The following is a 25,637-nucleotide window of genomic DNA, read 5'->3' as shown; positions in this document are numbered from 1 at the left end:
CTCCCTTTGCCACAACGCACTTACACCCACCTCACGCCCACAGTTGGAAAGCATGCCAGGAGCACCCCCTCACGAGTTCGAATCTCGTACTCTTCGCCAGTGCCTCACCGTTCGGCGAATTCGAGGGGTCGTTGCCCTCAAGCCCGCAGTCCAGGTCCTTGTCGGCAGGGGGTGCTCCCCGGGCTCGGGGCTCCGAGGTCCAGGCCCCCATCCCACCCCCCGGACTTGATCAAGTACTTACCCTCCCTTTACCTGGGTCGCGGCGGCAAAGCCCCCCGGTGAACTACCGTCTTCGGGCCAGTCAGCCGACTCAGCCGACTCAGGGGGAGCAGACGACGTCATGGGTGACGCAAGCGACGGCAAGATACTCGACATCAAGATCGCCGATCTGAAGGCGACAGCCCCGCATTTCCACACGCACAGCTCGGATCTGGCCAAGGCGCTGACCAAGCTCAAGACCGGGCTGGCGGCGGCCGGTTCGCCGTGGGGTGGTGACGAGCAGGGGCAGAAGTTCCACGGGGAGTACTGGCCGCACGTGACGAAGATGGAGGAAGCCGCCGGGATTCTCGCGCTCGGGCTGGCCAGCATCGAGGCGGCCATGACCGACATGGCGGACGGGCACATCGACAACGAACTGCTCGTGCGTTCGATGTTCAGCAAGATCCAGCCCGCTCCGCACGACGGTGACGGAGCCGCGCGGTGAGCGCGAGCGACAAGGTCAAGGAGATCGTCCAGGACGTGACCGGCATGTGGTGGCCGGATGCCGACGAGGACGGTCTGCGGGACGCGGCGAAGGCGTGGCGGGACTTCGCCGACGATCTGGAGACAGTAACGGCCGCCGCGAACAAGTCGGCCCGGGGCATCATCGAGCACAACAAGGGCGAGGCGATATCCGCCTTCGACGACCCGTTCTGGCGCCGCTACTACTACGACGGCCACGGCTGGCTCCAGGACATGATCGACGGCGCCCGCGACATGGCCAAGGCCCTCGACCAGTACGCCGACGTCGTCCACAAGGCCGTCAAGCATCTGGAACACGAGCTGGAGATCGTCGGCGCCACCATCGTCGCCGGCACCGCCCTCGCCGTCTTCACCTTCGGCATCTCCGAAGGCGCCGCGGCCGCCGCCACCGCCTCGATCCTGGAACTGTCCGCCACCCTCGGCGTGACCGTCTCCACCGAGATCGCCACCATCGCCGGCACCACACTCGCCACGGCCGCCATCGGCGGAGTCGAATCGGTCACCGTCGACCTGGCCGTCACCCAGCCCCTCGCGATCGCCACCGGCGAGAGCAAGGGGCTCAGCCTCGACGAGGTGAGTGACTCCGCGCTCTACGGCATGGAGTTCGGCGGCGCCTTCGGAGCAGGCGGGAGCACGGCCCGGATCGTCGCCGAGAACGGCGGCGTGGAGAGCCTGTTCAACGGCTTCCGGCTGAACAGCGCGGCCCTCGACGAGATGGGCAAGTCCCGTAACTGGAAGCTGTTCCAGGCCCCGGACTCGAAGATCCCCGTACCGCCGTTGAAGGCGGGCGACTACGAACTCGTCTCGGGCGACCCGGTCTACTTCGGCAGGACCACCACCACGGTGGGCTACGACGAGCGCACCCTCAACAACCTGCAGCGGGTCGCCCGGATCCCCGGCGTGCACGACGTGGTCGTCCACGGCACGGACCAGGGAGTGTTCGTACCCGGTCGCATCAATGCCGCGGGAAAGACCCTGACGGACTTCGAAGTGCATCCCAACCACATCGCGGATGCCATCCGCAGCAATCCCAACTACCACGGCGAACCGGTACGCCTCATCTCCTGCTACTCCGGCGCCGACGCGAGACCTCCCGAGCTGCCCCTCGCCCAGTCCGTCGCCAACGAGCTCGGCGTGCCCGTGACCGCGCCCACGAGCAAGGTGGGCACGTCCCCCGACCTCGGGCTCAACCAGACCCCCACCATCGGCAACAATGGCTACTGGCGCACCTACCTGCCCATGGCCCACTGACGGCAGGCTCACGGGAGTGAAGATGACTAAGCGAGCGGGCTTCTACCAGGAGATCAGCGGCCCGGATGCCACAGCGGGCGATGCGCCGTCCCTGCGCGACGACGTGCGGAGCAGCGGGCCCTGGGACGAGGACCGCGTCCTCGCCTACCTGGAATCGGCTCGGGAGATCTACACCACGATGGGCGCTCGGCGCGACGCCCTCGCCGACGACGAGTGGATCGCGGGCTCCGAGTCCCTGTTGACCGACGGCACCTGGATCTGGCCGGTCGACCTCGTGCACTACGTGCGCCGTCACCACGTCGCCCTGCCGCCGGAGTTCCTGGAGCAGATCCGGGCCAGCAGCTACACCGTCCCCGCCGTGTCCGACGAGCGGGCCAGGCAGATCTTTCAGGAAGAGTTCCCGGACAGCGCCCCCGCAGCGGCCGTTCCCAAGTCCGTCGGCTTCTTCACCTGGTACGTGCCGAAGCTGACCGGCACGGGCGCCCGTCGGCTCCTCGCCCATCTGGAGAACGCGGGGCTCTCCGCCGTACACCCCCTGACGAACGCCCTCTTCGGGTTCCGCGAGACGCCGACCGGAAACCGCGAGCCCCTGATGGGTGACGGCACGGCCCTCGCCGCCGCCCTGGCCGACGACCGCTACTCGAAGGCCGAGTTCACCTGCTGGAAGGGCTACGACCAGTCGCTGACCGGCATCGTGCGACGTACGGACGAGACGACGCAGGGCATCACACTGCGCCTCACCGACGTCCCGGCACCCGACCGCGAGGAGGCCGTGGCAGCACTGGTGCGCACGCTCGACCAGGACGCGGCCGAGTGCCGCGGTTTCGTCATCGACCGGACCGGCGTCTCGGCCTCCCAGGACTGGGACCGGATCCTCACGGGCGACGGAGCGCACTTCACCGTGTGGCCCGACACCGTCGGCATCCTCCGGGACCGCGTCGGCAACCACCCCGAACTGACCGACAGCAAGCCGACCGCCTACGGCCGGCTCGACGTCTTCAACCGCGTGTGACGACGCCGGGCCTGCGTCGAGTACAACTGCCTGGCGCCTGGCCCGAGTTCGGGTCTCCTTCGCACAGGATGGCGCAGGACGGCGCAGGACGGCGCAGGACGGCCGCTACCGTCTCGGACCATGGCGAACGGCAGCAGCACGCCCGAGAAGGTGGCGTGGATCCTGGTTCGGGGCGACCGGGTGTTGGTGACGCGTAGTCACGGCAGGGATCGCTTCTATCTCCCGGGCGGTCGTCGTGAGCCGGGCGAGTCCGACCGGGAGACGCTCGTGCGGGAGATCGACGAGGAGCTGCGGGCGGTGATCGACCCCGGTTCCATGGTGCGCTTCGGCACTTTCGAGATCGGTGAGGGGCATCCCGAGCACGGCCCCTTCCGGATGATCTGTTACACCGCCGGGCACCGCGGTGAGCTGACCCCGGCGAGGGAGATCGCCGAGAAGGCGTGGTTCCGCTACGTCGATCGGCACCGGGTGTCGGCCGTCGACGCGTTGGTCTTCGACGCGCTGCACGAAGCCGGGTGGCTTTCCTGATCCGGTGACCGCGGTCTCTACGGCCGTGCTGCGGTGACCGGCGGATCCGAAGCCGTCCGGGCGGGCCCGGGCCGTGCGGCAGGATGTCTCCTCATGAGCGATGCGCCCGTCCCCTCAGCGAGTGAATCCGCCGCGGAGTCCGTCGAGCGAGGTCGGCGGGCCGCCGCGGAAGGCGACTGGAAGACGGCTGTCATGGCCTGGGTCGCTGGATCCAATGCCGGGAGTCTGGAATCGGCGAACCTGGTCGTCACCGCAGTCCCGCCCCTGAAGGCCCAGGCCGATGCGGGGGACGTCGACGCGATGGCTCTTCTTGCCGGTGTGATGCTGGACTTCTTCCGCGAGTCCGCCCTGCCGATGGTGCTGACGTACGCGACCGCCGCGGCACGGGCCGGGCATCCGTCGGCCCAGCGCACGCTGGGCCTGATGTACCGCACCGGCCGCGGAGTCGAGCCGGACGACCGCCGGGCCGAGGATCTTTTTACGGCGGCCGCGAAGGCCGGCGACCCGTTCGCCGCTTTCAACCTGGCGGGCATGCACATCACGGGGGATGTCGTGGCCAGGGACCACGACGAGTGCCTGCGGCTGCTGCGCCGGGCCGTCGCCGGGGGCGTGACCGAGGCCGCCGCCGTGCTCGGTGACAGGCTCGCCTCCGTCGATGAGGACGCCGAGGCGCTGAGCTGGTACGTGTATGCCGCCGAGCGGGGTCACGCGGGTTCGATGTTCGCCGCCGGGTGCCGGTACCGCGACGGCCTGGGTACGGTGCCGGACCCGGTCCAGGCCGTGCGGTGGTTCCTGGCGATGCTCGACAAGGGCGACGGGGACGGGCTCCATGAGGCGATCCAGCTGGTGCGGCGGGGCGTGACCGACGAACAGATACGCACCGCCGGCCGACTGTCCGGCCGCCCGTCCGAAGCCGAAACCCTCATCCGCACGGCCCGCCCGCACGGCAGCAGGTGATATTCACCGGCGTGCCGGGGCCCTGCCGACGGCGGTCAGGCGGGAGGGGCGACCGGGTTCCGGGCCGGTGGGGCCGAGACCGGGTTCCAGTCGGGGCCCCGGTGGGTCCGCCACCAGTCTTCTATGACGTGGAACTTCTCCTCGAAGTGGCGGTCCGGGGCGAGGAATCCGGTGCTGGGCGCCCGTAGGCGGGTGAAGCGGCCGTTCGTCTCGTAGAGGACGATCGTTTTGATGCCTCGGATCGATTCGGTCTGGATGCCTCGGACGTCGGCCCAGGGGATCGTGCGGCGGCGCAGGGTGTGGACCACGGCCGCCGACGGGGTGAGGGTGATGCCGAAGCGGCGGGCCGGCAACAGGGCCGTCAGCACCAGCAGGAAGACCCAGAAGGTCACCAGGCCGGCCACTCCGCCGGGGCGTGGCATGCCGGTCCTGATGTTGATGAAGAGGATCGTCGTGACGACGACCGCCGGCAGGACCGGCACTGTCCGTTGCCACATGGTCATGCGATAGCGCACCTCTGCCGGCAACGCGACCCCACTCGCTGAACGCTCCACCACTGCATCCACCCCGTTTGAAAGAATTTTCCCGGGAGGTGACAACCTCCCCTCCCTGTATACCCGTTCGATAGGCATGAAGTACTTCTCACCGCGCACCTCGCCGGTGCCGGGCGGAGGTGACCTGTGATCCGGACGCCGGTCGGGCAGGACGTCTCCGATGCCGGTGGTGTCGTCGAGAACGGGCTGGACTTCGACGACTTCGCGCGCAGCCGGCAGGCGCATCTGCGTCGTTCGGCCCATCTGCTGTGCGGGGACTGGCACTTGGCCGAGGACCTGACGCAGACGGCGCTGGCGAAGCTGTACGCGGTGTGGCGTCGGGTACGGCAGTTGGAGTCGCCGGACGGCTACGCCCGGCGGGTGCTGTACCGGACCTTCATCGACGAGACCCGGCGCCGCCGCTGGTGGGAACGGGCGGGGACACCGCAGGAGGACGTGGTGGCCCCGGTCTCGGATCCGGATCTGCGGCTGACGCTGCTGGACGCCCTGCGGCAGTTGCCGCCGCGCGGGCGGGCGGTGCTGGTGCTGCGGTTCTGGGAGGACCAGAGCGTGGAGGCCACGGCGGCGGCGCTGGGGTGCAGCGTCGGCACGGTGAAGAGCCAGACCTCCCGGGGGCTGGGCACGCTCCGGCGCATCCTCGCCGAGTCCGGCAAGGACCCCGGGACCGCAACTACGGAGATGGGAACCGGGACCGGGACCCATACCGGGACCGGGACCGGGACCACGACGGACACAGGCACCGACTATCTGCGGGCGGAGTGGTGAGCATGGGCGGGAAGGGCGGTGACCGGTACGCGGACAAGCACACCTACGCCTACGAGTCCGAGTCCGAGTCCGAACTGGTCGAAGCGTTCGGGGAGTTGGGCTCGGGTCCCGAGCCGCCCATGCCGGACCTCGTGCCGGGCGCGGTCGTACGCGGCACGCGGTTGCGTCGGCGGCGGCGGGTCGGGGCGTGCGTGAGCGCCGCCGTCATGGCGGGCGTGCTCGCGCTCGGCGGGCACGCGCTGCTCGCGCCCCGGCCGCAGAGCGCGCCGACGCTGCCCGCCGTGGAACCCACGGTCTGGTATCCGTCGCTGGAGCTGCTGCGGTCGATCCTGCCCGCTCGCAACGCCGCCGAGATCGAGGCGGGGAATCCGCGCCAACCCCTGCGCCCCGGACGGTATTTCCGGGTGACCACCGTCGACGGCAACACCACCGACCTCTACGTGGGCGTCAGTCGCACCGCCGTGGATCCGTCGTCCGCCCACCGGACCCAGGCCTGCCTGAACCGCACCGGACGGGTGCTCGCCTCCCCCTGGAACGGCCTGCTCTACAAGTGCAGCCTGACCAGGCGCAGTTCGGGCAGCGTACTGCTCTACTACGTGTCCGACATGGGACTGCCCAGGCCGAGTAGTTCCCGCAACGAGAACTCCTGGGCGACGGGTGTCACCTACCTGACCTCGGGCGGATGGTCGGTACAGGTCATCGCGGGCCAGCTCGACGAGGCCGCCGGCAGGGGGAGCCGCGGCCGTCCCTGGGCGGACACTCCCCTGCTCCAAGTGGCCACCGACCCGCGCATCTTCGACGCCGTCGAGGAAACCGGCGACTGAGCCGACGCACTTCCGACACACATCGTGATCAACCCTGACGACAAGGATGGCATGAGCATGTCCAAATTCAGCACGCCCGACATACGCAGCCCCCTGATCACCGCCCTGGCCGTCGGCCTGCTCCCCCTCCTCGCCGCCTGCGGCGGCGGCGACAGCACCAAGTCGACTGCGTCGAGCGGAAGTTCGGGCAGTTCCGGCGGATCCACCACGACCACCTCCAACGGCGCCGTACAACTCACCGTCCCCGACGGCGTCGACGAGGAGACCAAGCAGCAGTACATCGAAGAGAACGCCATCGCGGTCTGCATGAAGAAGCAGGGCTTCACCTACACCCCGTACGTGCGGACCTCGGCCGCGGCCGATCCGCTCGCGGCTGTGGACGGGGAGGACTACGCGCGGGCGAAGCAGTTCCGGAAGAAGTACGGCTTCGGGTACTACGCCGGCGCCGTCTACCCGGACGACCCGAACGTCCCCTTCAGCAAGGCCGCGACGACCAAGCGGACCACGCCCGTGGACCACGACGAGGACGGGCTGACCGAGGCGCAGAAGAAGGCGTACGACATCGCGCTGAGCGGTCCCCCGGCCAAGTCCAAGGCGGAGGAGAAGCCCGGCGGTTGCTCGGAGGCCGGGCGGGTCGCGGCGCACGGACCGGCGCTCAGCGCGGCGGCCGAGAAGAAGGCGGAGAAGGCCCGCAACGACGCGAACCACGCCAACGGCCTGGCGCTCAACGGAGATCCCCAACTCGTGCAGCTCGCCCAGCAGTTCGCGACCTGTCTGACCGGGCAGGGCATCCCCGTCTCCACCACCCAGCCGACCGGCATGGTCGACATGGTGCGGCTCGACATCTCCCGGAAGCTGCCGGAGAACTTCATGTCGATGAGCAGGGAGACCGCGCTGCCGCTCCTCAACAAGGACATCGGCATCGCCCTGAAGGATCTGGACTGCGGCAAGAAGTTCCGCGCCGCGTACTTCCCCAAGGAGAAGGCCAAGCCGTACTACGGGGAGGACGGATGAGCCACCCTGAGGGAGCGGGTACGAGCCGGATCGGCAGCGGTCGTAGGCGACTTGGGGTCGTCGTGGGAGCCGTGGTGCTGGTCGGGGCGGGCGGGTGGTTCGCCGGTACGCAGGTGCAGTCGCCCGCGGACGCCGCCGCCGCGCATCAGGCGCCGAAGGCGGGACCGGTGACGGTGGCGGTCGTACGGCAGTCGCTCACCGCGAGTGTGGTAGCGACCGGGTCCGTCGAGTTCGCCTCGCCGCGGCCTCTTTCGCTGGCCGGGCCGGTCGGCAGCGGCGCGTCCTCGGGAGCCGACGGCAGCGAGGGCGCCGAGCAGCGGGTCACCAAGGCGCCGGTCGCCGGCACGAAGATCAAGGAGGGCGACGTACTGATGACGGTCAACGGCCGTCCGGTGTTCGCGCTCGGCGGTTCCGTGCCGATGTACCGCGCCATGGGGCCCGGCAGTTCGGGCGACGATGTGACACAGCTTCAGAAAGCCTTGCAGCGGCTCGGGTTCGACCCCGGCTCGATCAGCGGGACGTACGGGCAGGGCACCGCGAGCGCCGTCGCCGCCTGGTACAAGAGCAAGGGGTACGACGCCCAGGAGCCGAGCACCTCCGATCAGCAGCAGCTCGGCTCGCTCGAACAGGCCGTATCCGCAGCGCAGGAGGCGCTTCTCACCACCGACAGCGCTTCCCCAGCGGGCAGTTCGAGCGAAGGCGGTTCGTCCGCCTCCCCCAGTCCGCAGTCCAGCACCGATCAGCAGGTCCACGAGATCCAGGTCAAGTCCGCCCAGAAGGCGCTGGATCTGGCGAACGACGCGCTCAGCAGTTTCAAGGCCTCCTACGGTACGAAGGTCCCGGCCGGCGAGGTCGTCTTCCTGCCGAAGCTGCCCGCGCGGCTGGACAAGGTGAGCGTGAAGACGGGCGATACCCCGTCCGGCCAGATCGGCACGGTGACCAGCTCCGACGTGGTGGTGCAGGCGGCCGTGCCCGGCACGGACGCGCAACTCCTGCGGCACGGGATGACCGCCCGACTGACCACGGCGGACGGCAAGTCGGCGACCGGCACGGTGGACGTCGTGGCGGACGGTTCCGGTTCCGACTCGTCGTCGGGCGCGGACTCCTCCGCCACGGCCCCCGCCGCCACCGGCGAGACCGACTCGGCCGCCGGCTCCGACTCCACCGCCGCCGTCCAGGTCCGTATCACCGTCCCGGAGCCCGGGCCGCTCGCCGGGGAGGCCGAGGCCGCCGTGAAGGTGACCATCAAGGTCGGCGCCTCGGACGGCAAGGTGCTGACCGTGCCGATGGCCGCGATCCACACCTCGTCCGACGGGCGGGCCCGGGTCCAGGTCGCGCACGGCGACACCGTGACCGACGTCCATGTCACCGTCGGGCTCTCCGCCGCCGGGATCGTCGAGGTCAAGCCCGCCGGGGGCACCTTGAAGGCGGGCGAGAGGGTGGTGGTGGGCGAGTGACCGACACCGTGGTGGAGAGCATGGTCGACACCGTCATCCAACTCACCGGCGTGGAGCGGACGTTCCCCTCCGAGCCGCCCGTACACGCCCTGCGCGATGTGCACTTGACCGTGCGGCGCGGTGAACACCTGGCGATCGTCGGGCCGTCCGGTTCCGGGAAGTCGACGCTGCTCAACACGCTCGGGCTGCTGGACCGGCCCACGGCGGGGTCGTATCTGCTGGACGGGGTGGAGACCACCGGGCTCGGGGACCTGGAGCGGACCTCGTTGCGCGGGAGCCGGATCGGGTTCGTGTTCCAGTCCTTCCACCTGCTGCCGTACCGGACGGTCGACGAGAACGTCATGCTGGCCGAGACCTATCGCAGGCCACGGGCCGGACGTGGGCGCGGCGGACGGCTGGCGCGGGCCCATCAGGCCCTGGAACAGGTGGGGTTGGGGCACCGGGTGGGTTTCCGGCCCGACCGGCTGTCCGGCGGTGAGCGTCAACGGGTCGCCATCGCACGGGCGTTGCTCAGCGATCCGGCGCTGCTGCTCTGCGACGAGCCGACCGGGAACCTGGACACCGAGAACACGCTCTCCGTGCTGGAGCTCTTCGACGACCTGTGCGCCCAGGGCATGACCCTGGTCGTGATCACCCATGACGACGCGGTCAGCCGGCGGGCGGGCCGCCGGGTCCGCATCACCGACGGACGCCTCACGACGGAGGACCGGTGAGAGGCACGAAAGGGCTGGTGAGAGGTGAGGAAGAGCTGGTGAGTGGCGAGAAAGGGCTGGTCGAGCGGCCCTGGATGGATCCGCGGGACCTGTGGACGGAGGCCCTCGCGGGGGTGCTCGCCCGGCCGGTGCGGTCCGCGCTCACCACGCTCGGCACGGTCCTCGGCATCACCACGCTGGTCATCACCATCGGGGTGGCGTCCACCGCGGGCAACCAGATCGTCGGGCGGTTCGACGCCCTCACCGCGACGTCGGTGACCGTGACGGTGCCGGCGCCGCTGCCCGGGGAGGAGGACGCCGGGCCGCTGGTGCCGTGGTCGGGGACCGATGCCGTACGGCGGCTGGCGGGCGTGGTCGCGGTGGCGGCGCTCGCCGACTCGGACGCGATCGACAGCGTGCTGGTGCGGTCCAACGACGTGACCGCGCCCGGCGACATGTCCGGCCAGACCCTCGCCGTGCTCGCCGCCTCGGCGGGCCTGCCGGCCGCCGTGCACGGGGCGATGACGGCGGGACGGTTCTACGACTCCGGGGACATCGCCCGGCACGACCACGTGGTGGTGCTCGGCGACCAGGCGGCGAAACTGCTCGGCATCAAGCGGGTGGAGGACGCGCCGGCGGTCTTCTTCAAGGGGCAGTCGTACACCGTGATCGGCATTCTCGGCGGGATCCGGCGCGAACAGCGGCTGTCCACCGCCGTGTTGGTGCCGCCCACCACCGCGGCCGACCGGATCGGACTGACGGACATCACCCGCGTCCTGGTCGACACCGCGCTGGGCGCGGCCAAGCAGGTGGCACGGCAGGCACCGATCGCGCTGGCGCCCGGACACCAGGACTCGCTCTCGGTCGAGGCACCGCCCGACCTGTCCAAGGCGAGGGCCGGGGTCCAGAACGACACCAACAGCCTGTTCCTCGTCCTCGGACTGGTCTCCCTCGTCGTCGGCGCGATCGGCATCGCCAACGTGACGCTGGTGACGGTGATGGAACGCGTCGGCGAGATCGGGCTACGGCGCTCGCTGGGCGCGTCCCGGCGGCAGGTGGCCGGGCAGTTCCTGCTGGAGTCCACAACCATCGGGCTGCTGGGGGGAGTTGTGGGCGCGGCACTGGGCATCGCGGTCGTGGTGTGTGTCGCCGTGTTCAAGGAGTGGACACCGGTCCTCGACCTACGCCTCGCACTCGGCGCCCCACTCGCCGGCGCCCTCGTCGGCCTCCTCGCGGGCCTCTACCCCTCCCTCCGCGCCGCCCGCATGGAACCGGTGGACGCGCTGCGCGCACCGTCGTAGACACACGACCCACCGCGCACCTCCCGAGCGCAGGCCGCCGGGCAGTCCCGCTCGAACCGACGACGATCGGACTGCCCGGCGGTGCCGTCGGGGAACACGCACGCGCCGACCGTGATGATCGGCGAGCGCTGCGCGGAGTTCCTGATCAGCGGCTGATCTCCCGTTGCGGGGTGCCCCGGGCCGGGCCGAGGGCGAGGCCGTGAGCGCGACGGCTCCGGCGGGCGGTCATGTCCGGGGTGCCACAGCGATCACCAAGGTCTACGCGAACCGCTCCGCCGACCTCGCGGAGCGGGGCCGGGACGGCTTCCAGTTCCTCACCGACCGCGTCCGCTACGGCATCCTCGTCGTCCTCCTCCGGCACCCGCTACCCCGCGAGCGCCACGAAGGTGACCACGAGCGCGGTCATCGACGACACCTGCAAACCGTCGCCGCTCTTCGACACCACCGCCCATCTCGTGCAGGCGCTCACAAAGAAGTACAGCCTCGACCAGAAACGGCTCTACGCCACCCGGCAGTCGAAGGACGACGACAAGTCCCACTCCGGCGAGAATGCCATCACAAAGGTCGTCAATGAGCAGGGCACGGTCGTAGCGACGCCGGTATGGGACGGGCGGTCCACGGGCGCGTAGTTCGCCGCCGATGTGCGGAGCCCCAAGGCGCAGAAAACGCCGGTCGACTACGCCTCGTTCAAGACCGGCACGGTCGTGCCGAAGGGCTCGGCGACCAGCGCGCACATGGCCACCTGGCACATCGCCCACACGATTCCCGGCATCCGGGAGTGGGTCATGGACCAGTCCCTCTGAGTCCGCTCTGAATACGGCCTGTTTTCGTCGTCGAATTTCCGCCGCCGCCGAATGGATCGAATGCGGGTCAATAATTGGGGCGCGATAACCCGCGCCAGCTAAGGTTGCGCGAAGCGAATTCACCGGGACGACCAGGGAACTTCTGCGTCCCCTGTGAAAACGCTTCTTATCTCGCCTATCGCTTCACAGATTGAGGCAGGACAGTGGCGCCCGGCAGCCCTGACAACCTCGATCGAAGGAGCTCACCTTCATGGACAGGCGTAGGTTCATGGCCGGTACCGCGACCGCGACGGCGGGGGCCCTGGTGGTGTTCGCCGGCGCGTCCCCCAGCTCGGCGCAGGAGGCGGGCGGGACGACGGCCGCGACCGGTGCGACCGCCTCGGACGGTCCGGGCGGTTCGGGCGGTTCGGGCGGTTCGGGCGGTTCGGGCGGAGACCATGTGAAGGGCCTCACGGCCATCACGCAGGTCTTCGGAGCCGGGCAGAAGCTCGTCGCGGTGGCGGTCGAGTACGACAGAGAGATCGACGGACGGACGCTCTCGACGTCGACGTTCACGGTCACCGACCGCACCGTGACCAAGGTGTACACGAACCGCTCCGCCGACCTCGCCGAGCGGGCGCGCTACGGCCGCTACGTCATCGTCGAGCTGTCCCCGGACGACACGGCGGCGGCGCTGTGGGTGACCCAGCAGGGCGGCGGGACCCCGCCCACCGGCGGGACCGGTACCGGGACGGGGACCGGCACCGGCGACTCCGGCGGCGGGGTCGGGGCGGGCGGCCCGAAGGTCGGCGACACCACCCCCGGCGGCACGATCGTCGCCGCGAAGGCCACGCTCACGCAGGCCGGCACGGTCACCACGGCCCACGGCACCCAGTACTCCGCGAGCAGCACGGCGCTGACCACCGACGCGGTCAAGAACCTGATCGTCGACGACTTCCAGCAGTTCACCTTCGCCGACCCCGCGACCGGTCAGACCCTGAACTACAACCTGTTCGTGCCCAAGGACTACGACCCGCGCAAGCGCTACCCGCTGGTGCTGTTCATGCACGACGCGAGCGTGGTCAACGTCGCGACCGATGGTCCGCTGGTGCAGGGGCTCGGCGCGGTGTGCTGGGCGAGCCCCGAGGACCAGGCCCGGCACGAGGCCTTCGTACTGGCTCCCGAGTACGGCTCCGTCGTGATCGACGACGACTACCTGCCGTCGACCCTCTTCGACGCCACCGCCAACCTCGTCGAGTCCGTGACGCGGCAGTACAGCATCGACCGCAGGCGCCGCTACACGACCGGTCAGTCGATGGGCGCGATGATGTCGCTCGGCCTGAACATCAAGTACCCGGACCTGTTCGCGGCGGCGTTCATCGTCGCCGGGCAGTGGCCCGAGGCACAGGCCGCGCCGCTGGCGAAGAAGGACCTGTGGATCCTCGTCTCCGCCGACGACACCAAGGCCTACCCCGGCGAACAGGCCATCACCGCGGTCATCCAGGAGCAGGGCACACAGGTCAGCACCGCGCTGTGGGACGGGCAGTCCACCGCGGCCGAGTTCGCGGCGGACGTGCGCGGCATGAAGGCCCAGCGGACGCCGGTGAACTTCGCCGCGTTCGAGGCCGGCACGGTCGTACCGACGGGCTCTACGACCAGTGCGCACATGGCCACCTGGCAGGTCGCGTACACGATCCCCGGCATCCGGGACTGGATCATGCGCCAGTCGATGTAGTCGATTTATTGGTGCTCCGCCCCGGGGGCGGGTCCTGGCCGCGGCACTCGGCGGCATAGAGTGCTGCGGCAGGTCCGGCAGGCGTGGGTGGAGGTAGATCGCGATGGAGAACCTGCCAGAGCTCACCGTGGGACGGCTGTTCACCTCCTGGCAGGCGGACGTCCCCGCGCTGCTGGTCGTCGTACTCCTCGGCGGCCTGTACGGCTGGAGCGTCCTGCGGCTGCGTCGCCGGGGCGAGTCCTGGCCGGTGGCGCGGACCGTCGCGTTCGCGGTGTTCGGCCTCGGCACAATCGTGGTCGCCACGATGTCCGCGCTGGCCGTGTACGACCGGGTGCTGTTCTGGCCCGCCGCCGTCCAGAACGTCCTCCTGGACCTGATCGCCCCGCTCGGCCTGGCCCTCGGCGATCCGCTACGACTGGCTCTGCGCGCCCTGCCGGAACGCGCGGCGGCGCGGGCGCAGGGAGCCATGACCGGCCGCGTGCTGCGGCTGCTCACGTTCCCCCTCGTCAGCACGGCCCTCGTCCTGACGACAGAACTGACGATCTACTTCACGCCGTACTTCGAAACGGCGTTGGCGAACAACTGGCTGCACCAGCTCATGTACCTCCAACTGCTGCTCGCCGGGAGCCTGTTCGTGCTGCCGGTGCTCACCCGCGAGGAGGCGCTGCCCACCTGGTGCACGCATCCGGTGCGGGCGGCGCTGGTGTTCGTCGACGGGATCATCGACGCGGTGCCGGGCATCGTGGTGATGACCCACGGCACGCTGATCGCCGGTTCCTGGTACCTCGCCCACGCCCCGTCCTGGGCCCCGGACGTCCAGCACGACCAGCAGCTCGGCGGCGGCGCGATGGTCGGCATCGCGGAACTGGTCGCGATCCCCTTCCTGCTGGCGATCCTGGTCCAGTGGGCCCGGACGGAACGCGCGGAGACGGTCGCGCTGGACCGGCGGCTGGACACCGAACTGGAGCGGGTCGCCCCCACGGAAGCCGTGGCGGACGGACCGGAACTCGTCCGCCCTTGGTGGGAGACCGAGAACAGCGAGGTCGCGCAGCGGTTCCGGGGACAGCGGTAGGCCCCCTCAAGCCACCGTCAGCGCGTCCAACTCCCGTATGAGCCGGGCCCCTTCACGGGTCATGATCTCCGGGTCGCGCAGGGCGTTGGAAAGCAACGACATGCCCTGGTAGGCGGCGACGAGGGTGAGCGCGAGCCCCTCGGGATCGGCCGCGCCGAGCTGCCGGTACTGCTCCTCCACCCAGTCCACCAGCAGCCGTATGACCCGGCCCGCGGCGAGATCGAGACCGTCCTCGTACCGCTTGTCCAGCTCTACGGCGAGGGTGCCCATGGGGCAGCCGTGGCGGGCGGCCATGTCCTTCTGGTCGACCCAGCCGCCGATGAGGGCCTTGAGACGTTCGCGCGGGTCGGGGAGCCGGTCGAGCTGTGCGGTCAGGGTCGCGAGGTTGCCGGTGTGCTCGGAGAGGGCCGCCTCGATCAGCTCGTCCTTGGTCTTGAAGTAGTAGTAGACGTTGCCGGTCGGGACGTCGGCGGCGCGCGCGATGTCGGCGATGGTCGTCCGTTCCACGCCCTGCTCGTGCAGGACCCGGGCGGTGGCGGTGGTGAGCCGCTGCCGCTTGCCGACGGCGGCGGACCGGGCGGGCGGATCGGTCCTGTCGGGCCGGGAATCCTTTGAGTCAGTCATCTGACTAACTATAGACAACGGGCGGGGCGATCGTGCTAGCGTCATTCTCGACGGAGTTAGTCAGCCAACTAACTCACACACGCATACGGCGACGGGGAGATCGAGATGATCGTGGTGACGGGTGCGACCGGGAACGTGGGCCGGACGCTGGTGCGGATCCTCACGGAGGACAGGGTCCCGGTGACGGCGGTGGCCCGGAACATCACCGGACCGGGGACGGTGACCGCCGACCTGGCCGAACCGGAGACCCTGCGGGGCGCGTTCGAGGGCGCGGACGCGCTGTTCCTGCTGATGGCCGGCGAGCGGCCGTACGACGTCCTGGACACGGCGAAGGCGGCCGGTGTCCGCAAGGTGGTGCTGGTCTCCTCGCAGGGGGTGGGAACCCGGCCCGAGGCATACGCACAACCCCGCCAATTCGAGGCGGCCGTACGGGAGTCGGGGCTCGACTGGACGATCCTGCGGCCGGGCGGGCTGGACAGCAACGCGTTCGCCTGGGCCGAGTCGATCCGCGAGCGGCGCACGGCGGCGGCACCCTTCGGGGACGTGGGCCTGCCGTTCGTGGACCCCGACGACGTGGCGGCAGTCGCGGCGACCGTCCTGCGCGAGGAAGGGCACGAGGGCGCGACGTACACCCTGACCGGTCCGGCGCAGACGACGCCTCGCGCGCGGGCAACCGCCATAGCTGCGGCACTGGGCGAGCCGGTGACCTTCACGGAGCAGACCCGCGCGGAGGCGTACGACCTGATGGCGAGCTTCATGCCGCTGCCCGTGGTCGAGGGCACGCTGGCCATCCTGGGCGAGCCGACCGAGGAGGAGCAGCGGGTGAGCCCGGATGTGGAGCGGGTGTTGGGGCGGGCGCCGGGCACGTTCTCGGCGTGGGCGGAGCGCAACGCGGCGGCCTTCCGATGACGGCGACGACGATTCACTCGACGCACGTCCTCGACTCGACCATGACCCACCGGGAGTCGGGCATCGGAGCGCCGATCGTCTTCCTGCACGGCAACCCGACCTCGTCCCACCTGTGGCGGAACGTCCTGCCGGGCGTGACGTCCAGGCGCCTGCTGGCCCCCGACCTCATCGGCATGGGCGAGTCGGGCAAGCCGCCCATCTCCTACGACTTCGCCGACCAGGCCCGCTATCTGGACGCCTGGTTCGACGCGCTCGGGCTGCGGGACGCGGTGCTGGTGGGGCATGACTGGGGCGGTGCCCTGGCCTTCGACTGGGCCGCGCGCCATCCGGACCGGGTGCGGGGCATCGCGTTCACCGAGACCATCGTCAAGCCGATGACCTGGGCGGAGTTCCCCGAAGGGGGCAGAGAGCTGTTCCGCGCGATAAAGACGGACGGCATCGGCGAGGCCATGATCCTCGACAAGAACGCCTTCATCGAACAGGCACTCCCCGCCTCCACCACGACCCCACTCACACCGGCCGACCTCGCCGCCTACCGAGACCCGTACCCGACCCGCGAAAGCCGCCGCCCCCTCCTGCGCTGGGCCCGCTCGATGCCCCTGGACGGCGAACCCGCCGACGTCGTGACCAGGATCGAGGCGTACGACCACTGGCTGACGACCAGCCCGGACGTACCCAAGCTGCTGCTCACGTTTGCCCCTGGGGCCGGCACGATGATGACCTCGGACATCATCGCCTGGTGCGCCACGAACATCGCGGCCCTGGAGATCGAGCACTCCGACACGGTGGCCGGCCACCACACACCGGAGGACCAGCCAGGGGTGATCGCCGGGGCGATATCGGGGTGGGTGGAGCGGCACGGGCTGCTCGCCTGAGAAGCCGTGCCCGGCTACCGCACGATCCGCACCCGCCGCTCCACGCTCACCTGGTCGATGTCCGACGTCCTGACCGTCACCTTCATCGTCCAGGTGCCGGCGATGGGGATGTTGAGGGAGTTGGTGCCCCAATAGCCGCCCTCGTCCTTGATGTCGGCGTCGAGGGGGCCGATCTTCTGGGCCGGGAGGGTGAAGGAGAGGCGGAGTTCGGGGACCGTGGCGAAGCCGCCGTCGGGGCCGTAGACGACCGCCTCGACCGAGTTCAGGCCGACGCGGCCGGGGTCGAGGGTGATCTGTACCTTGCCGCCGGCGTTGCCTACGCGGAAGGGGACCATGGTGACGGAGGCCGCGGGGATGTCGGCCGGGGTCGCCGTCTGCTGTGCCTCCGCCGCTGCCCTGCCCGGCAGTGTGTTGGTCAGCAGGGTGGTGATCACCAACACGGTGACGCCGACGGCGACTTCGAGCAGGACCGAGCGGCGCAGGCCGCGGCGGTAGCCGTCCGGGGAGCCGTCGCCGGCACCGGGGTCCGGGAGGGTCTTGTCATCACCGGTGGACGGGTTCGTCGTCGCCGCGTCCGCTCCCGTGCGCACCAACTCCGGGACCTGGAGCGGCACTTCCGCACCCGCCAGCCGTGCCGTCCACTGGCGGGACCAGGCCGCCGCCGCGAGCAGCAGGACCACCGCGCCGAGCTTCACGAGCAGGATGCGGCCGTACGACGTTCCGGTCAGGGCGTTCCAGGAGCCGAGGCCGCGCCAGGACTGGTAGACGCCGGTGACTACCAGGACGGTGACCGAGATGAAGGCGAGGCGGGAGAAGCGGGTCACCGGGGCCGCGTCGAGGTCGGTCGATCGGTAGAGGACGGTGAGGAGGGCCGTCAGGCCGCCCAGCCAGACCGACATCGCCAGCAGGTGCAGGACCGCCGAGGTCATCGCCACCGGTACCTGGATGCCGGCGGACGCGTGCTCCGCCGACGCCCAGGTCAGGGCCAGCGCGACGGCCAGGGCGGCGCCCGTCCCCAGGGTCACGCGTCCGAATCGGTCCCGTCCCCGGAGTCGTAGGAGGAAAACCGCCGTCGCGGCGAGGAGGAGCAGGCGGGCCACCAGGGCCTGGCCCGGGCGGGTGGTGAGCGTGCGCGGGAGCGCGGAGGGGTCGAACGCCGCGGCCAGGCCCGTGCCCGCCTCGTAGGGGGCGCGGAGGATCAGGAGGGCCAGGGTCGATGCCAGGAGGGTCCACCAACCCATCAGGATCGGCTTGTTGAGGACCGTGGGGTTCGGGGGGCGGCACAGGGCCATGAACGTGGCCGTGCCGATGAGGAGAGCCGCGGCTATGTACGCGAAGTAGCGGGCTATGTCGTACAGGCTGCCCGTCAACGGCTCCTCGTTCGGGGCCGTGCTGATCGGGGTGGTGGTGGCGGAGGGTTTGCCGATGGAGAAGGTGAAGGCGCCCGAGACGGGGTGGCTGTCGGCCGAGACCACGCGCCAGGCGACCGTGAAGGTGCCGGTGCCGAGCTTGGCCGGGAGGGTCACGCTCGCCGTGTCACCGGCGTCCTTCGCATGGTGCGCGGAACTCGTCTTCACCCGCCGGTTGTCGGGGTCGTAGACGCGGAAGGAGTCGTCGAGGAGGGCGACGGACTCGGAGAAGGTGAGGGTGAGGCTGCGGGGGGCCGACTTGAGGACGCTTCCGTCGGCGGGGTCGGTGGACTCGAGGGCGGCGTGCGCGGACGCGGTGCCCGCGCTGCCGAGGAGGAGCAGGACCAGCACGGTGCCCAGCAGCACCAGCCCTTGAACTCCTCGCCGCCGACTGCCTCGGCCGTCCCCGTTGACTCCGTAGTCCCCGTTGACTCCGCAGTCGCCGTTGACTCCGTCGCGTCCAAAACGCTGTCCCTCATTCCGTCGTCGGCGCACGTCATCTCTCCGTCTTCGGACTTGCAGGCCTCGGGTTATGTACGGAAGAACCGTTCCCTTCGCTCACCATGTGGGCCGCGCCGAGACTCCGCCGTCCACGACCAGGTCGTGCCCGGTGACCCAGGAGGCGAGGGGGGAAGCCAGGAATGCGCATGCGTCGCCCACGTCCTCCGGGCGGCCCAGCCGTCCCGTCGGCGCCGCCTCCCGCCATCTCCGCACCCCGTCCGGCCAGGCCTCCGCCAGTCCCTCCCGGTCGACCAGGCCGGGCGAGACCGTGTTGACGCGGATGCCGTACGGGCCGTACTCCAGGGCCGCCGACCGCGCGTGCATCACCACGGCCGCCTTGGACGCGGAGTAGTGCGCGTGCAGCGGCGCCGGGGCGCTCGCCTCGATGGACGCGATGTGCGTGACCGTGCCGCCGCCGTGTTCTCTCATCACCTCGGCCGCCGCCTGCGTGCACGCGAACACGCTCATCAAGTTCGTGTCGACGACCGCCCGCCACTCCGCAGCCGTCATCCCGTCCAACGGCTGCGTCGGCTGTACGCCCGCGTTGTTGACCAGCGCCGTCAGCCGCCCGCCGCCGAACTCCGCCGCCTCGCGGACCAGCGCCCGGCAGGCGTCCTCGTCGGTCAGATCCGCTTGCAGTACGACCGACCGGGCGCCCAACTCCCGTACCCGGGCGGCGACTTCACCGGCCGCCTCCACCGCCGTACGACAGTGGACCGCGACCGCCGCCGCGCCCTGTTCGGCGAACCGCAGGGCGATACCCCGGCCGATGCCGCCGCCCGCGCCCGTGACCAGGGCGACCTGGCCGGTCAGCAGGCCGTTCAGCGGGCCGTTCACGGGCGGCACAGCCCGGCGATGCGGGCGGCCTCGGCCGGGTAGCGGGCGGTCAGCTCGGTGGCGTCGCCGTGCTCGTAGCCGTCGTAGGTGAACCCGGGGGCCATCGTGCAGCCGAAGAACGTCCACGCGCCGCCGGCCGCGACCCGCGCCCCCATCCAGGTACCGGCCGGCACGGTGAACTGGAGGTGCTGGCCGTGCAGGACGTCCGGGCCGAGGACCGCCGTGCGGGAGGTGCCGTCGGGGGCGAGGAGCAGGAGTTCGAGCGGGTCACCGAGGTAGAAGTGCCAGACCTCGTCGCTGGGCAGCCGGTGCAGCGCGGAGTAGTCCGGGGCCGCGAGGAGGGCGACTATCGCGGTGCCCTCGGGGCGGCCGTCGGACCGTTCCGGGCCCGCCCAGGTACGGCGGAAGAGGCCGCCCTCGCGGGGGATCGGCTCCAGGCCGTAGTGGGCGACGAGGTCTTCTGGGGTCACTCCGGTCACCCCGGCAGGCTACGGGAAGGCCACCTCACGAGGGAGAAACGCCAGTTGAGCGTGCTTCTCGGGCAGGAACACGTCCGGGATGTCGATCTCCGGGAGCACCACCCGCGGGCCCGTCACGAAGCCCTGCCGCAGGAAGCGCGCGACCGCCTTCTCGTTGCGCACATCCGGATCGACCACGATCCGGCGCCGGTCCAGACCGAGCAGGACGTACCCGGCGAGGACACCCATCAGCGCCGCCGACCAGCCGGGGCGGGCGCCCTCCGGTCCGGCGGGGGCGAGGAGGAGGTGGATGCCGATGTCCCCGGGTGCTACGGCGTAGCAGTCGCCGACGCGGTCGGCGGTGGGCTCGTAGGTCTGGAGGAGGGCGACCGGTTCGTCGTCCCTGAGCACCAGGTGGGCGTGGTGGGTGTCGAGGGTGTCCATGTGGGCGTAGATCTCGGCGACTTGGGCCTGGGTGAGGCCGTTCATGCCCCAGAACGCGGCCCGTTCCTCGCTGACCCAGCGGTGGATCACCTCGGCGTCGGCCGCCGGGTCCAGGGGCAGGACGCGGACGGTACCGAAGCCGTCGACGTGCTGCTCGTGGAGCGGTTCGCGGGTGGGGCGCTCGGGGGCGAGGCGGCTGAAGTCGGTGACCACCGGGACCAGATCTCCCTTGAGCCACAAGGGGAGTTGGTCGTCGTGGTGCGGTGAGCCGGGCAGCCCCGACGCGCCCAGCGGCACCACCCACAGGCTGTCCTCCCGCCGGGCCAGGTCCCACACGAAGCGGGCCGCCGGGCCGCGCGCGCTCAGGTCGGTGAGCCCGGGCACGGAGGAGGTGCACAGCACGCAGTCGTGGTCACCGGCCAGGCCCGGACCGGGAGTTGGAGTGTCGGCGAGTGCCCGCCAGGGGGTCAGGCGGTGGGTGTCGCCCCAGGTGCCGAGGGGTGCGGCGGCGACTTCCTCCACCGCCGCCCGTACGGTCTCCGGCCGGTCGATGCCGTACAACTCCCGTGCCCGCAGCAGGTGTTCGAGCGCGAAGCCCACGCGCGGGAGCAGCGCGAGCCACGGTTGGAACACCTCCGGGTAGGCGGGCGGCGCGGCCAGCGCGGCGAACGCCGGGTGGGCCGCGAGCCGTCGTACGACCGCGCCGCGCACGGCCGCGTAGGCGGCGGCGTCCGTGCTGTCGGCGTCCATGCGGCGGTCCCAGGTCAGCAGCCGGTCGGTGAGTGCGGCGGCCTCGGGGGTGAGGTCGGTGAGGGCGGCCAGGTGGTCCAACAGGGGTGTGACGGAGCCCAGTCGGGTGTCCATGTGGATGGTCGGCATGTCTGCGGCGGACCAGTGCGCGCGCTCGGCGAGGAGCGCGGTGATGCGGTCGGCGCGGTGGGGCGGGGCGAATTCGACGCCGAGCGGGGTCGCCGGGCCTCGTTGGTTGGCCATGACCGCGATGCCGTCGGCGTCGGCGGGTGGTTCGGCTCGGGGCGGCTGGTGCCAGCCGTGCCATGCGTGGCCGGGTTCCCAGGCGGGGACCAGCCGGGTGCGGTTGGCCTCGGCGCGGAGCGGGACCTTTCCGGCCACCCGGTGCAGGAGTCCGCCCTCGGTGTCGGCGGCCTGGACGACGTTGACGGGCTCGGCCCAGTCGTCGAACGCCCGGTCCACGTCGGCGACTTGGCGGGCGCGGAGGAGGGGGAGCAGGGTGGTGAAGCCCAGGTCTTCGGTGACGCGGGGCGGGTGGCGGAGGCTGACGGCGAGGGGTGGGGTGCCGGGCGGCGCGGTGACTCCGCCGTCCAGGCCCTCCGGCCCGCCGATGACGACCGGCCCGCGTTCGGTCTCGATGACCTCGACCTCGACGGGTTCCTCGCCCGCCACCTCGACCGTCTCCGTGTGCCGGGCCGCGCGCCGCCAACTCCCGTCCGGGCCGAGGGCTTCGACACCGGCGCCGGTGCGGCGCAGGCGCTCGCGGTAGAGGTCCTGGTAGTCGGCCATCGCGTTGGTGATGGCCCAGGCGACCGTGCCGGTGTGGCCGAAGTGGGCAATGCCGGGGACACCGGGCACGGCGAGGCCGACGACGTCGAACTCCGGGCAGGAGAGGTGGACTTGCTGGTAGACGCCGGGGTCCTCGATGAAGCGGTGCGGGTCGCCGGCGAGGACGGGCAGGCCGGTCGTGGTCCGTGCGCCGCTCACCAGCCAGCCGTTGCTGCCGGAGGTGCCGGGCCCGTCCGTGGCGAACAGGCCGACCGCGTCCGGCCCGAGGTGCCGTATCGCCTCCTCGCGCCACAGCTTGGCCGGGAACCCGGCGAAGAGGATGTGCGTGGCGAGCCAGACCCCGAGCGGGGTCCAGGGCTCCCAACGCCCGGGCGCCAGGCCTGCGTTGCCGAACTCGGGAGCCGAAGTCCTTTCCCCCAGACCTTCGTTGACACCGCCGACGTACGACCGCACCCAGCGCGCGGTCTCCGGGTCCCGCCGCTCCAGGGCGGCGAAGCAGCGTCTCGCGGTGTCGTCGAGGCGGGCGCGGCGGGCGAAGAGGTCCCAGGGCAGGGCGTCGATGCCGAGGAAGGCGGCCGAGGTGCCCTGCGCGCGATGCCGTTCGACCTCCAGTTGCCAGGCGCGGTCGTGGGCGGTGACGCGGCCCTGGGCGCGGGCGAGTTCGTCGGCGCTGTCGGCGCGGAGGTGGGGGATTCCCCAGGCATCTCGGTAGATCCCGGCATCGCGATGGATCTCGGTCGTCACCCTGTGAACCCTCTGCTTCCCTGTTCCGAGGCTTTTATTTAGGTTAGCCTTGCCTAAGTAATCGGTGGGGAAAGCGTACGCGAAGGGTGAAGAGACGATGACACAGGGGCGCGGATGGGAGGGCGCGGTTCTCCGGCTGCTGCGCGCCAAGGACTTCGAGTTCACCGTGACGCGGGCCGAGGACGTCACCCCGCACTATCGCCGCCTCCACCTCACCGACGGCGGCATGCTCGCGGCGACCGGCGTCCACCCGACGATGTGGGTCCGGCTCTGGTTCGACAACGCGGGCAAGCCGCACCAGCGGGCGTACACCCTGGTCGACCCCGACGCGGCGGCCGGCACGTTCGGCCTCGAATTCGCCCTGCACGAGGGCCGCGCGAGCGACTGGGCACGCTCGGCCAAGCCCGGCGACACCATCGAGGCCACGGTCCAGGGCACCGGCTTCGAGAGCCCCGACCCGGCCCCCTCCCACCTCTTCGTCATCGGCGACCCGGCATCCGTCCCCGCCGTCAACTCCCTTCTGGGAGCGGTGGGTTCGACGGTCCCGGCGACGATCTGGTTCGAGGGCGAGCCCGACGGCCTCCCCCTGCGCACCGACCCGGACCACCACGAGATCCGCGCACTCCCCAGAGGCCGACTGACCGAGCGGATCCGCACGGAACTCCCCGACCTCCTGAAGTCCACCCCGGACCCCTACGTCTGGATCACCTGCGACACGACGACGACCCGGGCGCTGTCGTCGTACGTCCGCAAGGAGTTGGGCGTAGGGCGGGAGCGGGTGCACGCGTTGGGGTACTGGCGGGCGGCCTGAGGCAGGCCGGAGGGGACCTACCTCGGAAAAGTGTGTCACTTTTCACCGAAAGTGACACACTTTCGAAACCACACCCTCCCCACGCACGGAGAGGCATCCCGCCCCCGGACGCGCCAGAATCGACCCATGGACGTCACCCTTCACCTCGCCCAGGACCCCGAGGCCGACGAGCTTCTCGGCCGTTCCCCGCTCGCCGCGCTGGTCGGGATGCTGCTCGACCAGCAGGTGCCGATGGAGTGGGCGTTCAAGGGGCCGCGGACGATCGCCGACCGGCTCGGGGCCACCGACCTCGACGCGGACGACATCGCCGCCCGTGACCCCGAGGCCTTCGCCGCGCTCCTCTCCGAGAAGCCGGCCGTGCACCGCTACCCGGGGTCCATGGCCAAGCGGATCCAGCAGCTGTGCCAGTACCTCGTCGAGCACTACGACGGGGACGCGAGCCGTGTCTGGGACGGGGTCGGGACCGGGGCCGAGCTGCTGAAGCGGCTTGAGGAACTGCCCGGGTTCGGGAAGCAGAAGGCGCAGATCTTTCTCGCCCTGCTCGGCAAGCAGCTCGGGGTGACGCCGAAGGGCTGGCGGGAGGCGGCCGGGGCATACGGCGAACCCAAGTCCTACCGCTCCGTCGCCGACATCACCGGCCCCGAGTCGCTGACCAAGGTGCGCGCCCACAAGCAGGAGATGAAGGCGGCGGCGAAGGCCGCGAAGGCGGCCGGCGGCAAGTAACCGCGTCAGCCGGACGGCCCGTCCCGGTGGCGGACCGTACGCCCCCGGTCAAAACATGGACCATGACCGAGGCACCGAGCGGCTCCCCCTGGGGCCCGGAGTTCGACGACCGCCGCGCCCACGCACCGCGGCCCCCGCACGACGAGCGCTACCGGGAACCTGATCTCGAAGGCCCCCTGCACGCCCTGTCCAAGGCCGCCTGGCAGGTCGTCCTGCTCACCGGCGTCGCGTCCCTGATCCTGGGCGTCCTGGTCCTGGTGTGGCCGGGCGCGTCCCTCTTCGCGGCCGGCATCCTCTTCGGCGTCTACCTGCTGATCAGCGGCGTCTTCCAGCTGGTCTCCGCGTTCGGCACCCACAAGGCGACCTCGCTGCGCGTACTGGCGTTCATCAGCGGCGCGCTGTCGATCGTGCTGGGCCTGTTCTGCTTCCGCGGTCCGATGCAGTCGATCCTGCTGCTCGCCCTGTGGATCGGCATCGGCTGGCTGATCCGGGGCATCACCCAGACCCTGGCCGCCGCGTCCGACCAGAACATGCCCGCGCGCGGCTGGCAGATCTTCCTCGGGGTCGTCACGTTCATCGCCGGCATCGTCCTCATCGACTCACCGTTCCGCTCGGTCGCCGTCCTCACCCTCGTCGGCGGCATCTGGCTGGTCGCGGTCGGCGTCGTCGAGATCATCACGGCGATCAGGATGCGGAGCCGGGCCCAAGAGGTACCGACCGCCCTGTGACCGGCGCCCCTACTCCATGCGGGCGTATCTCGCTCCGGACGCGATGAACGCCGTAGCTCCACAGGGCAGATTGACCCCCGTGAGCACCGCACGCAGCCTCCCCCGCAGCCGTGCCTGGCTGCGGGCGCTCGTGCTGCTGCTCGCCCTCCTGGTGCCGGGCGCCCACGCCGAGATGCGCGCCGTGCCCGTCGCCTCCTCCGTCGAGACGACCATCGAGTATGACGTCCTCGACACGGCCACCGCCGCCCTACGGCCCTCCGCCCTCGCCGTCCACCGGCCCACCCCGCCCCTGCGCCCCGCGCCCGCCCCGGCGTCGTACGACCCCGAGGGCCGTAGGGCGGCGGTGGCCG

General features: G+C 70.9%; 27 protein-coding genes and 1 pseudogene. 21 read left to right on the top strand and 7 right to left on the bottom strand.

Going from position 1 to position 25,637, the window contains the following annotated elements; all coding sequences use genetic code 11:
* Positions 1-340: 340 nt before the first annotated feature.
* The 5 genes from JHN45_RS34890 to JHN45_RS34870 all read left to right on the top strand — a co-directional run bounded on the left by JHN45_RS34890 (position 341) and on the right by JHN45_RS34870 (position 4,489).
* Entirely contained in the window at positions 341-703 is a 363-nt protein-coding gene (locus JHN45_RS34890) for a WXG100 family type VII secretion target (RefSeq protein ID WP_200715441.1), read from the top strand.
* Complete coding sequence (locus JHN45_RS53420; RefSeq protein ID WP_234469276.1) at positions 700-1,992, top strand: WXG100 family type VII secretion target; 1,293 nt, start codon at positions 700-702, stop codon at positions 1,990-1,992. Before JHN45_RS34890 ends, JHN45_RS53420 begins: the two co-directional genes overlap by 4 nt.
* 22 nt (positions 1,993-2,014) lie before the next feature.
* On the top strand, positions 2,015-3,004 hold the full coding sequence (locus JHN45_RS34880) for a hypothetical protein (RefSeq protein ID WP_200715442.1): 990 nt from the start codon (positions 2,015-2,017) through the stop codon (positions 3,002-3,004).
* A gap of 120 nt (positions 3,005-3,124) precedes the next feature.
* Positions 3,125-3,532, top strand: a complete 408-nt coding sequence (locus JHN45_RS34875) for an NUDIX domain-containing protein (protein ID WP_200715443.1) — start codon at positions 3,125-3,127, stop codon at positions 3,530-3,532.
* 93 nt (positions 3,533-3,625) lie between these two features.
* Positions 3,626-4,489, top strand: a complete 864-nt coding sequence (locus tag JHN45_RS34870) for a tetratricopeptide repeat protein (protein WP_200715444.1) — start codon at positions 3,626-3,628, stop codon at positions 4,487-4,489.
* 35 nt (positions 4,490-4,524) lie between these two features.
* On the opposite strand, the gene JHN45_RS34865 is transcribed toward JHN45_RS34870, so the two are convergent.
* Positions 4,525-4,992 (bottom strand): hypothetical protein, encoded by a 468-nt coding sequence (locus JHN45_RS34865; protein ID WP_200715445.1) that lies wholly within the window; start codon positions 4,990-4,992, stop codon positions 4,525-4,527.
* Between the two features lie 177 nt (positions 4,993-5,169).
* Between JHN45_RS34865 and JHN45_RS34860 the strand changes: the two genes are divergently transcribed.
* Genes JHN45_RS34860 through JHN45_RS34835 form a run of 6 tightly spaced genes read left to right on the top strand, consistent with a single transcriptional unit; the run spans position 5,170 to position 11,096 of the window.
* Complete coding sequence (locus JHN45_RS34860; protein WP_200715446.1) at positions 5,170-5,808, top strand: SigE family RNA polymerase sigma factor; 639 nt, start codon at positions 5,170-5,172, stop codon at positions 5,806-5,808.
* Positions 5,809-5,810: 2 nt separating this feature from the next.
* Complete coding sequence (locus JHN45_RS34855) at positions 5,811-6,632, top strand: hypothetical protein (protein WP_201053155.1); 822 nt, start codon at positions 5,811-5,813, stop codon at positions 6,630-6,632.
* Between the two features lie 57 nt (positions 6,633-6,689).
* On the top strand, positions 6,690-7,646 hold the full coding sequence (locus tag JHN45_RS34850; RefSeq protein ID WP_234469277.1) for a hypothetical protein: 957 nt from the start codon (positions 6,690-6,692) through the stop codon (positions 7,644-7,646).
* The gene (locus JHN45_RS34845; RefSeq protein ID WP_234469278.1) at positions 7,643-9,103 is read left to right on the top strand and encodes a peptidoglycan-binding protein; all 1,461 of its coding nucleotides are present in this window, start codon (positions 7,643-7,645) and stop codon (positions 9,101-9,103) included. Before JHN45_RS34850 ends, JHN45_RS34845 begins: the two co-directional genes overlap by 4 nt.
* Before the next feature lie 20 nt (positions 9,104-9,123).
* Complete coding sequence (locus JHN45_RS34840; RefSeq protein WP_200715460.1) at positions 9,124-9,816, top strand: ABC transporter ATP-binding protein; 693 nt, start codon at positions 9,124-9,126, stop codon at positions 9,814-9,816.
* Between the two features lie 38 nt (positions 9,817-9,854).
* Positions 9,855-11,096 (top strand): ABC transporter permease, encoded by a 1,242-nt coding sequence (locus JHN45_RS34835; RefSeq protein WP_307783285.1) that lies wholly within the window; start codon positions 9,855-9,857, stop codon positions 11,094-11,096.
* Positions 11,097-11,241: 145 nt separating this feature from the next.
* Here JHN45_RS34835 and JHN45_RS34830 read toward each other — a convergent pair whose 3' ends face one another.
* Positions 11,242-11,457 carry a hypothetical protein gene (locus JHN45_RS34830; protein WP_200715449.1) on the bottom strand — a complete coding sequence of 72 codons (216 nt, stop codon included), beginning with the start codon at positions 11,455-11,457 and terminating at the stop codon, positions 11,242-11,244.
* A gap of 25 nt (positions 11,458-11,482) precedes the next feature.
* On the opposite strand from JHN45_RS34830, the gene JHN45_RS34825 reads away from it, so the two are divergent.
* The 4 genes from JHN45_RS34825 to JHN45_RS34810 all read left to right on the top strand — a co-directional run bounded on the left by JHN45_RS34825 (position 11,483) and on the right by JHN45_RS34810 (position 14,685).
* A complete protein-coding gene (locus JHN45_RS34825; RefSeq protein ID WP_201053153.1) occupies positions 11,483-11,725 on the top strand; it encodes a hypothetical protein in 243 nt (80 codons plus the stop codon).
* 12 nt (positions 11,726-11,737) lie between these two features.
* Entirely contained in the window at positions 11,738-11,899 is a 162-nt protein-coding gene (locus JHN45_RS34820) for a hypothetical protein (RefSeq protein WP_201053151.1), read from the top strand.
* Positions 11,900-12,149: 250 nt separating this feature from the next.
* Complete coding sequence (locus JHN45_RS34815) at positions 12,150-13,613, top strand: alpha/beta hydrolase-fold protein (protein ID WP_236584445.1); 1,464 nt, start codon at positions 12,150-12,152, stop codon at positions 13,611-13,613.
* Between the two features lie 103 nt (positions 13,614-13,716).
* Positions 13,717-14,685 carry a cytochrome c oxidase assembly protein gene (locus tag JHN45_RS34810; RefSeq protein ID WP_200715452.1) on the top strand — a complete coding sequence of 323 codons (969 nt, stop codon included), beginning with the start codon at positions 13,717-13,719 and terminating at the stop codon, positions 14,683-14,685.
* A 6-nt stretch (positions 14,686-14,691) separates the two neighbouring features.
* On the opposite strand, the gene JHN45_RS34805 is transcribed toward JHN45_RS34810, so the two are convergent.
* On the bottom strand, positions 14,692-15,309 hold the full coding sequence (locus JHN45_RS34805) for a TetR/AcrR family transcriptional regulator (protein ID WP_200715453.1): 618 nt from the start codon (positions 15,307-15,309) through the stop codon (positions 14,692-14,694).
* Positions 15,310-15,414: 105 nt separating this feature from the next.
* Between JHN45_RS34805 and JHN45_RS34800 the strand changes: the two genes are divergently transcribed.
* Together JHN45_RS34800 and JHN45_RS34795 are read left to right on the top strand one after the other, a co-directional pair.
* Positions 15,415-16,218 (top strand): NAD(P)H-binding protein, encoded by an 804-nt coding sequence (locus JHN45_RS34800; protein ID WP_200715454.1) that lies wholly within the window; start codon positions 15,415-15,417, stop codon positions 16,216-16,218.
* Positions 16,215-17,093 carry a haloalkane dehalogenase gene (locus JHN45_RS34795; protein WP_234469282.1) on the top strand — a complete coding sequence of 293 codons (879 nt, stop codon included), beginning with the start codon at positions 16,215-16,217 and terminating at the stop codon, positions 17,091-17,093. Before JHN45_RS34800 ends, JHN45_RS34795 begins: the two co-directional genes overlap by 4 nt.
* 14 nt (positions 17,094-17,107) lie before the next feature.
* On the opposite strand, the gene JHN45_RS34790 is transcribed toward JHN45_RS34795, so the two are convergent.
* From JHN45_RS34790 to JHN45_RS34775, 4 genes are all read right to left on the bottom strand, one after another.
* Positions 17,108-18,868, bottom strand: a complete 1,761-nt coding sequence (locus JHN45_RS34790; RefSeq protein ID WP_200715455.1) for a copper resistance protein CopC — start codon at positions 18,866-18,868, stop codon at positions 17,108-17,110.
* Positions 18,869-19,060: 192 nt separating this feature from the next.
* Entirely contained in the window at positions 19,061-19,849 is a 789-nt protein-coding gene (locus tag JHN45_RS34785) for an SDR family NAD(P)-dependent oxidoreductase (RefSeq protein WP_200715456.1), read from the bottom strand.
* Positions 19,837-20,310 carry a cupin domain-containing protein gene (locus tag JHN45_RS34780; RefSeq protein WP_201053157.1) on the bottom strand — a complete coding sequence of 158 codons (474 nt, stop codon included), beginning with the start codon at positions 20,308-20,310 and terminating at the stop codon, positions 19,837-19,839. The genes JHN45_RS34785 and JHN45_RS34780 overlap by 13 nt, the downstream gene beginning before the upstream one ends.
* Before the next feature lie 18 nt (positions 20,311-20,328).
* Entirely contained in the window at positions 20,329-23,025 is a 2,697-nt protein-coding gene (locus tag JHN45_RS34775; RefSeq protein ID WP_201053149.1) for a GNAT family N-acetyltransferase, read from the bottom strand.
* A gap of 97 nt (positions 23,026-23,122) precedes the next feature.
* On the opposite strand from JHN45_RS34775, the gene JHN45_RS34770 reads away from it, so the two are divergent.
* From JHN45_RS34770 to JHN45_RS34755, 4 genes and pseudogenes are all read left to right on the top strand, one after another.
* Entirely contained in the window at positions 23,123-23,836 is a 714-nt protein-coding gene (locus JHN45_RS34770; protein WP_200717488.1) for a siderophore-interacting protein, read from the top strand.
* Positions 23,837-23,962: 126 nt separating this feature from the next.
* Positions 23,963-24,559, top strand: coding sequence for an HhH-GPD-type base excision DNA repair protein (locus JHN45_RS34765; protein WP_200717487.1), 597 nt, complete (start codon positions 23,963-23,965; stop codon positions 24,557-24,559).
* Between the two features lie 62 nt (positions 24,560-24,621).
* Positions 24,622-25,287 (top strand): HdeD family acid-resistance protein, encoded by a 666-nt coding sequence (locus JHN45_RS34760; RefSeq protein WP_200717486.1) that lies wholly within the window; start codon positions 24,622-24,624, stop codon positions 25,285-25,287.
* 79 nt (positions 25,288-25,366) lie between these two features.
* Positions 25,367-25,637, top strand: a pseudogene (locus JHN45_RS34755) (hypothetical protein); the annotation flags it as partial.

The organism is Streptomyces sp. MBT53, assembly GCF_016654115.1.
Classification (GTDB): Bacteria; Actinomycetota; Actinomycetes; order Streptomycetales; family Streptomycetaceae; genus Streptomyces.
This window is presented reverse-complemented; position numbering and strand designations above follow the sequence as displayed.

Excerpts from the sequence above, each read along its gene's own strand:
- JHN45_RS34800 (WP_200715454.1), top strand. The coding sequence starts at position 15,415 with ATGATCGTGGTGACGGGTGCGACCGGGAACGTGGGCCGGACGCTGGTG.
- JHN45_RS34855 (WP_201053155.1), top strand. The coding sequence starts at position 5,811 with ATGGGCGGGAAGGGCGGTGACCGGTACGCGGACAAGCACACCTACGCC.
- JHN45_RS34845 (WP_234469278.1), top strand. The coding sequence starts at position 7,643 with ATGAGCCACCCTGAGGGAGCGGGTACGAGCCGGATCGGCAGCGGTCGT.
- JHN45_RS34810 (WP_200715452.1), top strand. The coding sequence starts at position 13,717 with ATGGAGAACCTGCCAGAGCTCACCGTGGGACGGCTGTTCACCTCCTGG.
- JHN45_RS34765 (WP_200717487.1), top strand. The coding sequence starts at position 23,963 with ATGGACGTCACCCTTCACCTCGCCCAGGACCCCGAGGCCGACGAGCTT.
- JHN45_RS34815 (WP_236584445.1), top strand. The coding sequence starts at position 12,150 with ATGGACAGGCGTAGGTTCATGGCCGGTACCGCGACCGCGACGGCGGGG.
- JHN45_RS34870 (WP_200715444.1), top strand. The coding sequence starts at position 3,626 with ATGAGCGATGCGCCCGTCCCCTCAGCGAGTGAATCCGCCGCGGAGTCC.
- JHN45_RS34890 (WP_200715441.1), top strand. The coding sequence starts at position 341 with ATGGGTGACGCAAGCGACGGCAAGATACTCGACATCAAGATCGCCGAT.
- JHN45_RS34850 (WP_234469277.1), top strand. The coding sequence starts at position 6,690 with ATGTCCAAATTCAGCACGCCCGACATACGCAGCCCCCTGATCACCGCC.
- JHN45_RS34840 (WP_200715460.1), top strand. The coding sequence starts at position 9,124 with ATGGTCGACACCGTCATCCAACTCACCGGCGTGGAGCGGACGTTCCCC.
- JHN45_RS34805 (WP_200715453.1), bottom strand. The coding sequence starts at position 15,309 with ATGACTGACTCAAAGGATTCCCGGCCCGACAGGACCGATCCGCCCGCC.
- JHN45_RS34875 (WP_200715443.1), top strand. The coding sequence starts at position 3,125 with ATGGCGAACGGCAGCAGCACGCCCGAGAAGGTGGCGTGGATCCTGGTT.
- JHN45_RS34760 (WP_200717486.1), top strand. The coding sequence starts at position 24,622 with ATGACCGAGGCACCGAGCGGCTCCCCCTGGGGCCCGGAGTTCGACGAC.
- JHN45_RS34880 (WP_200715442.1), top strand. The coding sequence starts at position 2,015 with ATGACTAAGCGAGCGGGCTTCTACCAGGAGATCAGCGGCCCGGATGCC.
- JHN45_RS34795 (WP_234469282.1), top strand. The coding sequence starts at position 16,215 with ATGACGGCGACGACGATTCACTCGACGCACGTCCTCGACTCGACCATG.
- JHN45_RS34770 (WP_200717488.1), top strand. The coding sequence starts at position 23,123 with ATGACACAGGGGCGCGGATGGGAGGGCGCGGTTCTCCGGCTGCTGCGC.
- JHN45_RS34865 (WP_200715445.1), bottom strand. The coding sequence starts at position 4,992 with ATGACCATGTGGCAACGGACAGTGCCGGTCCTGCCGGCGGTCGTCGTC.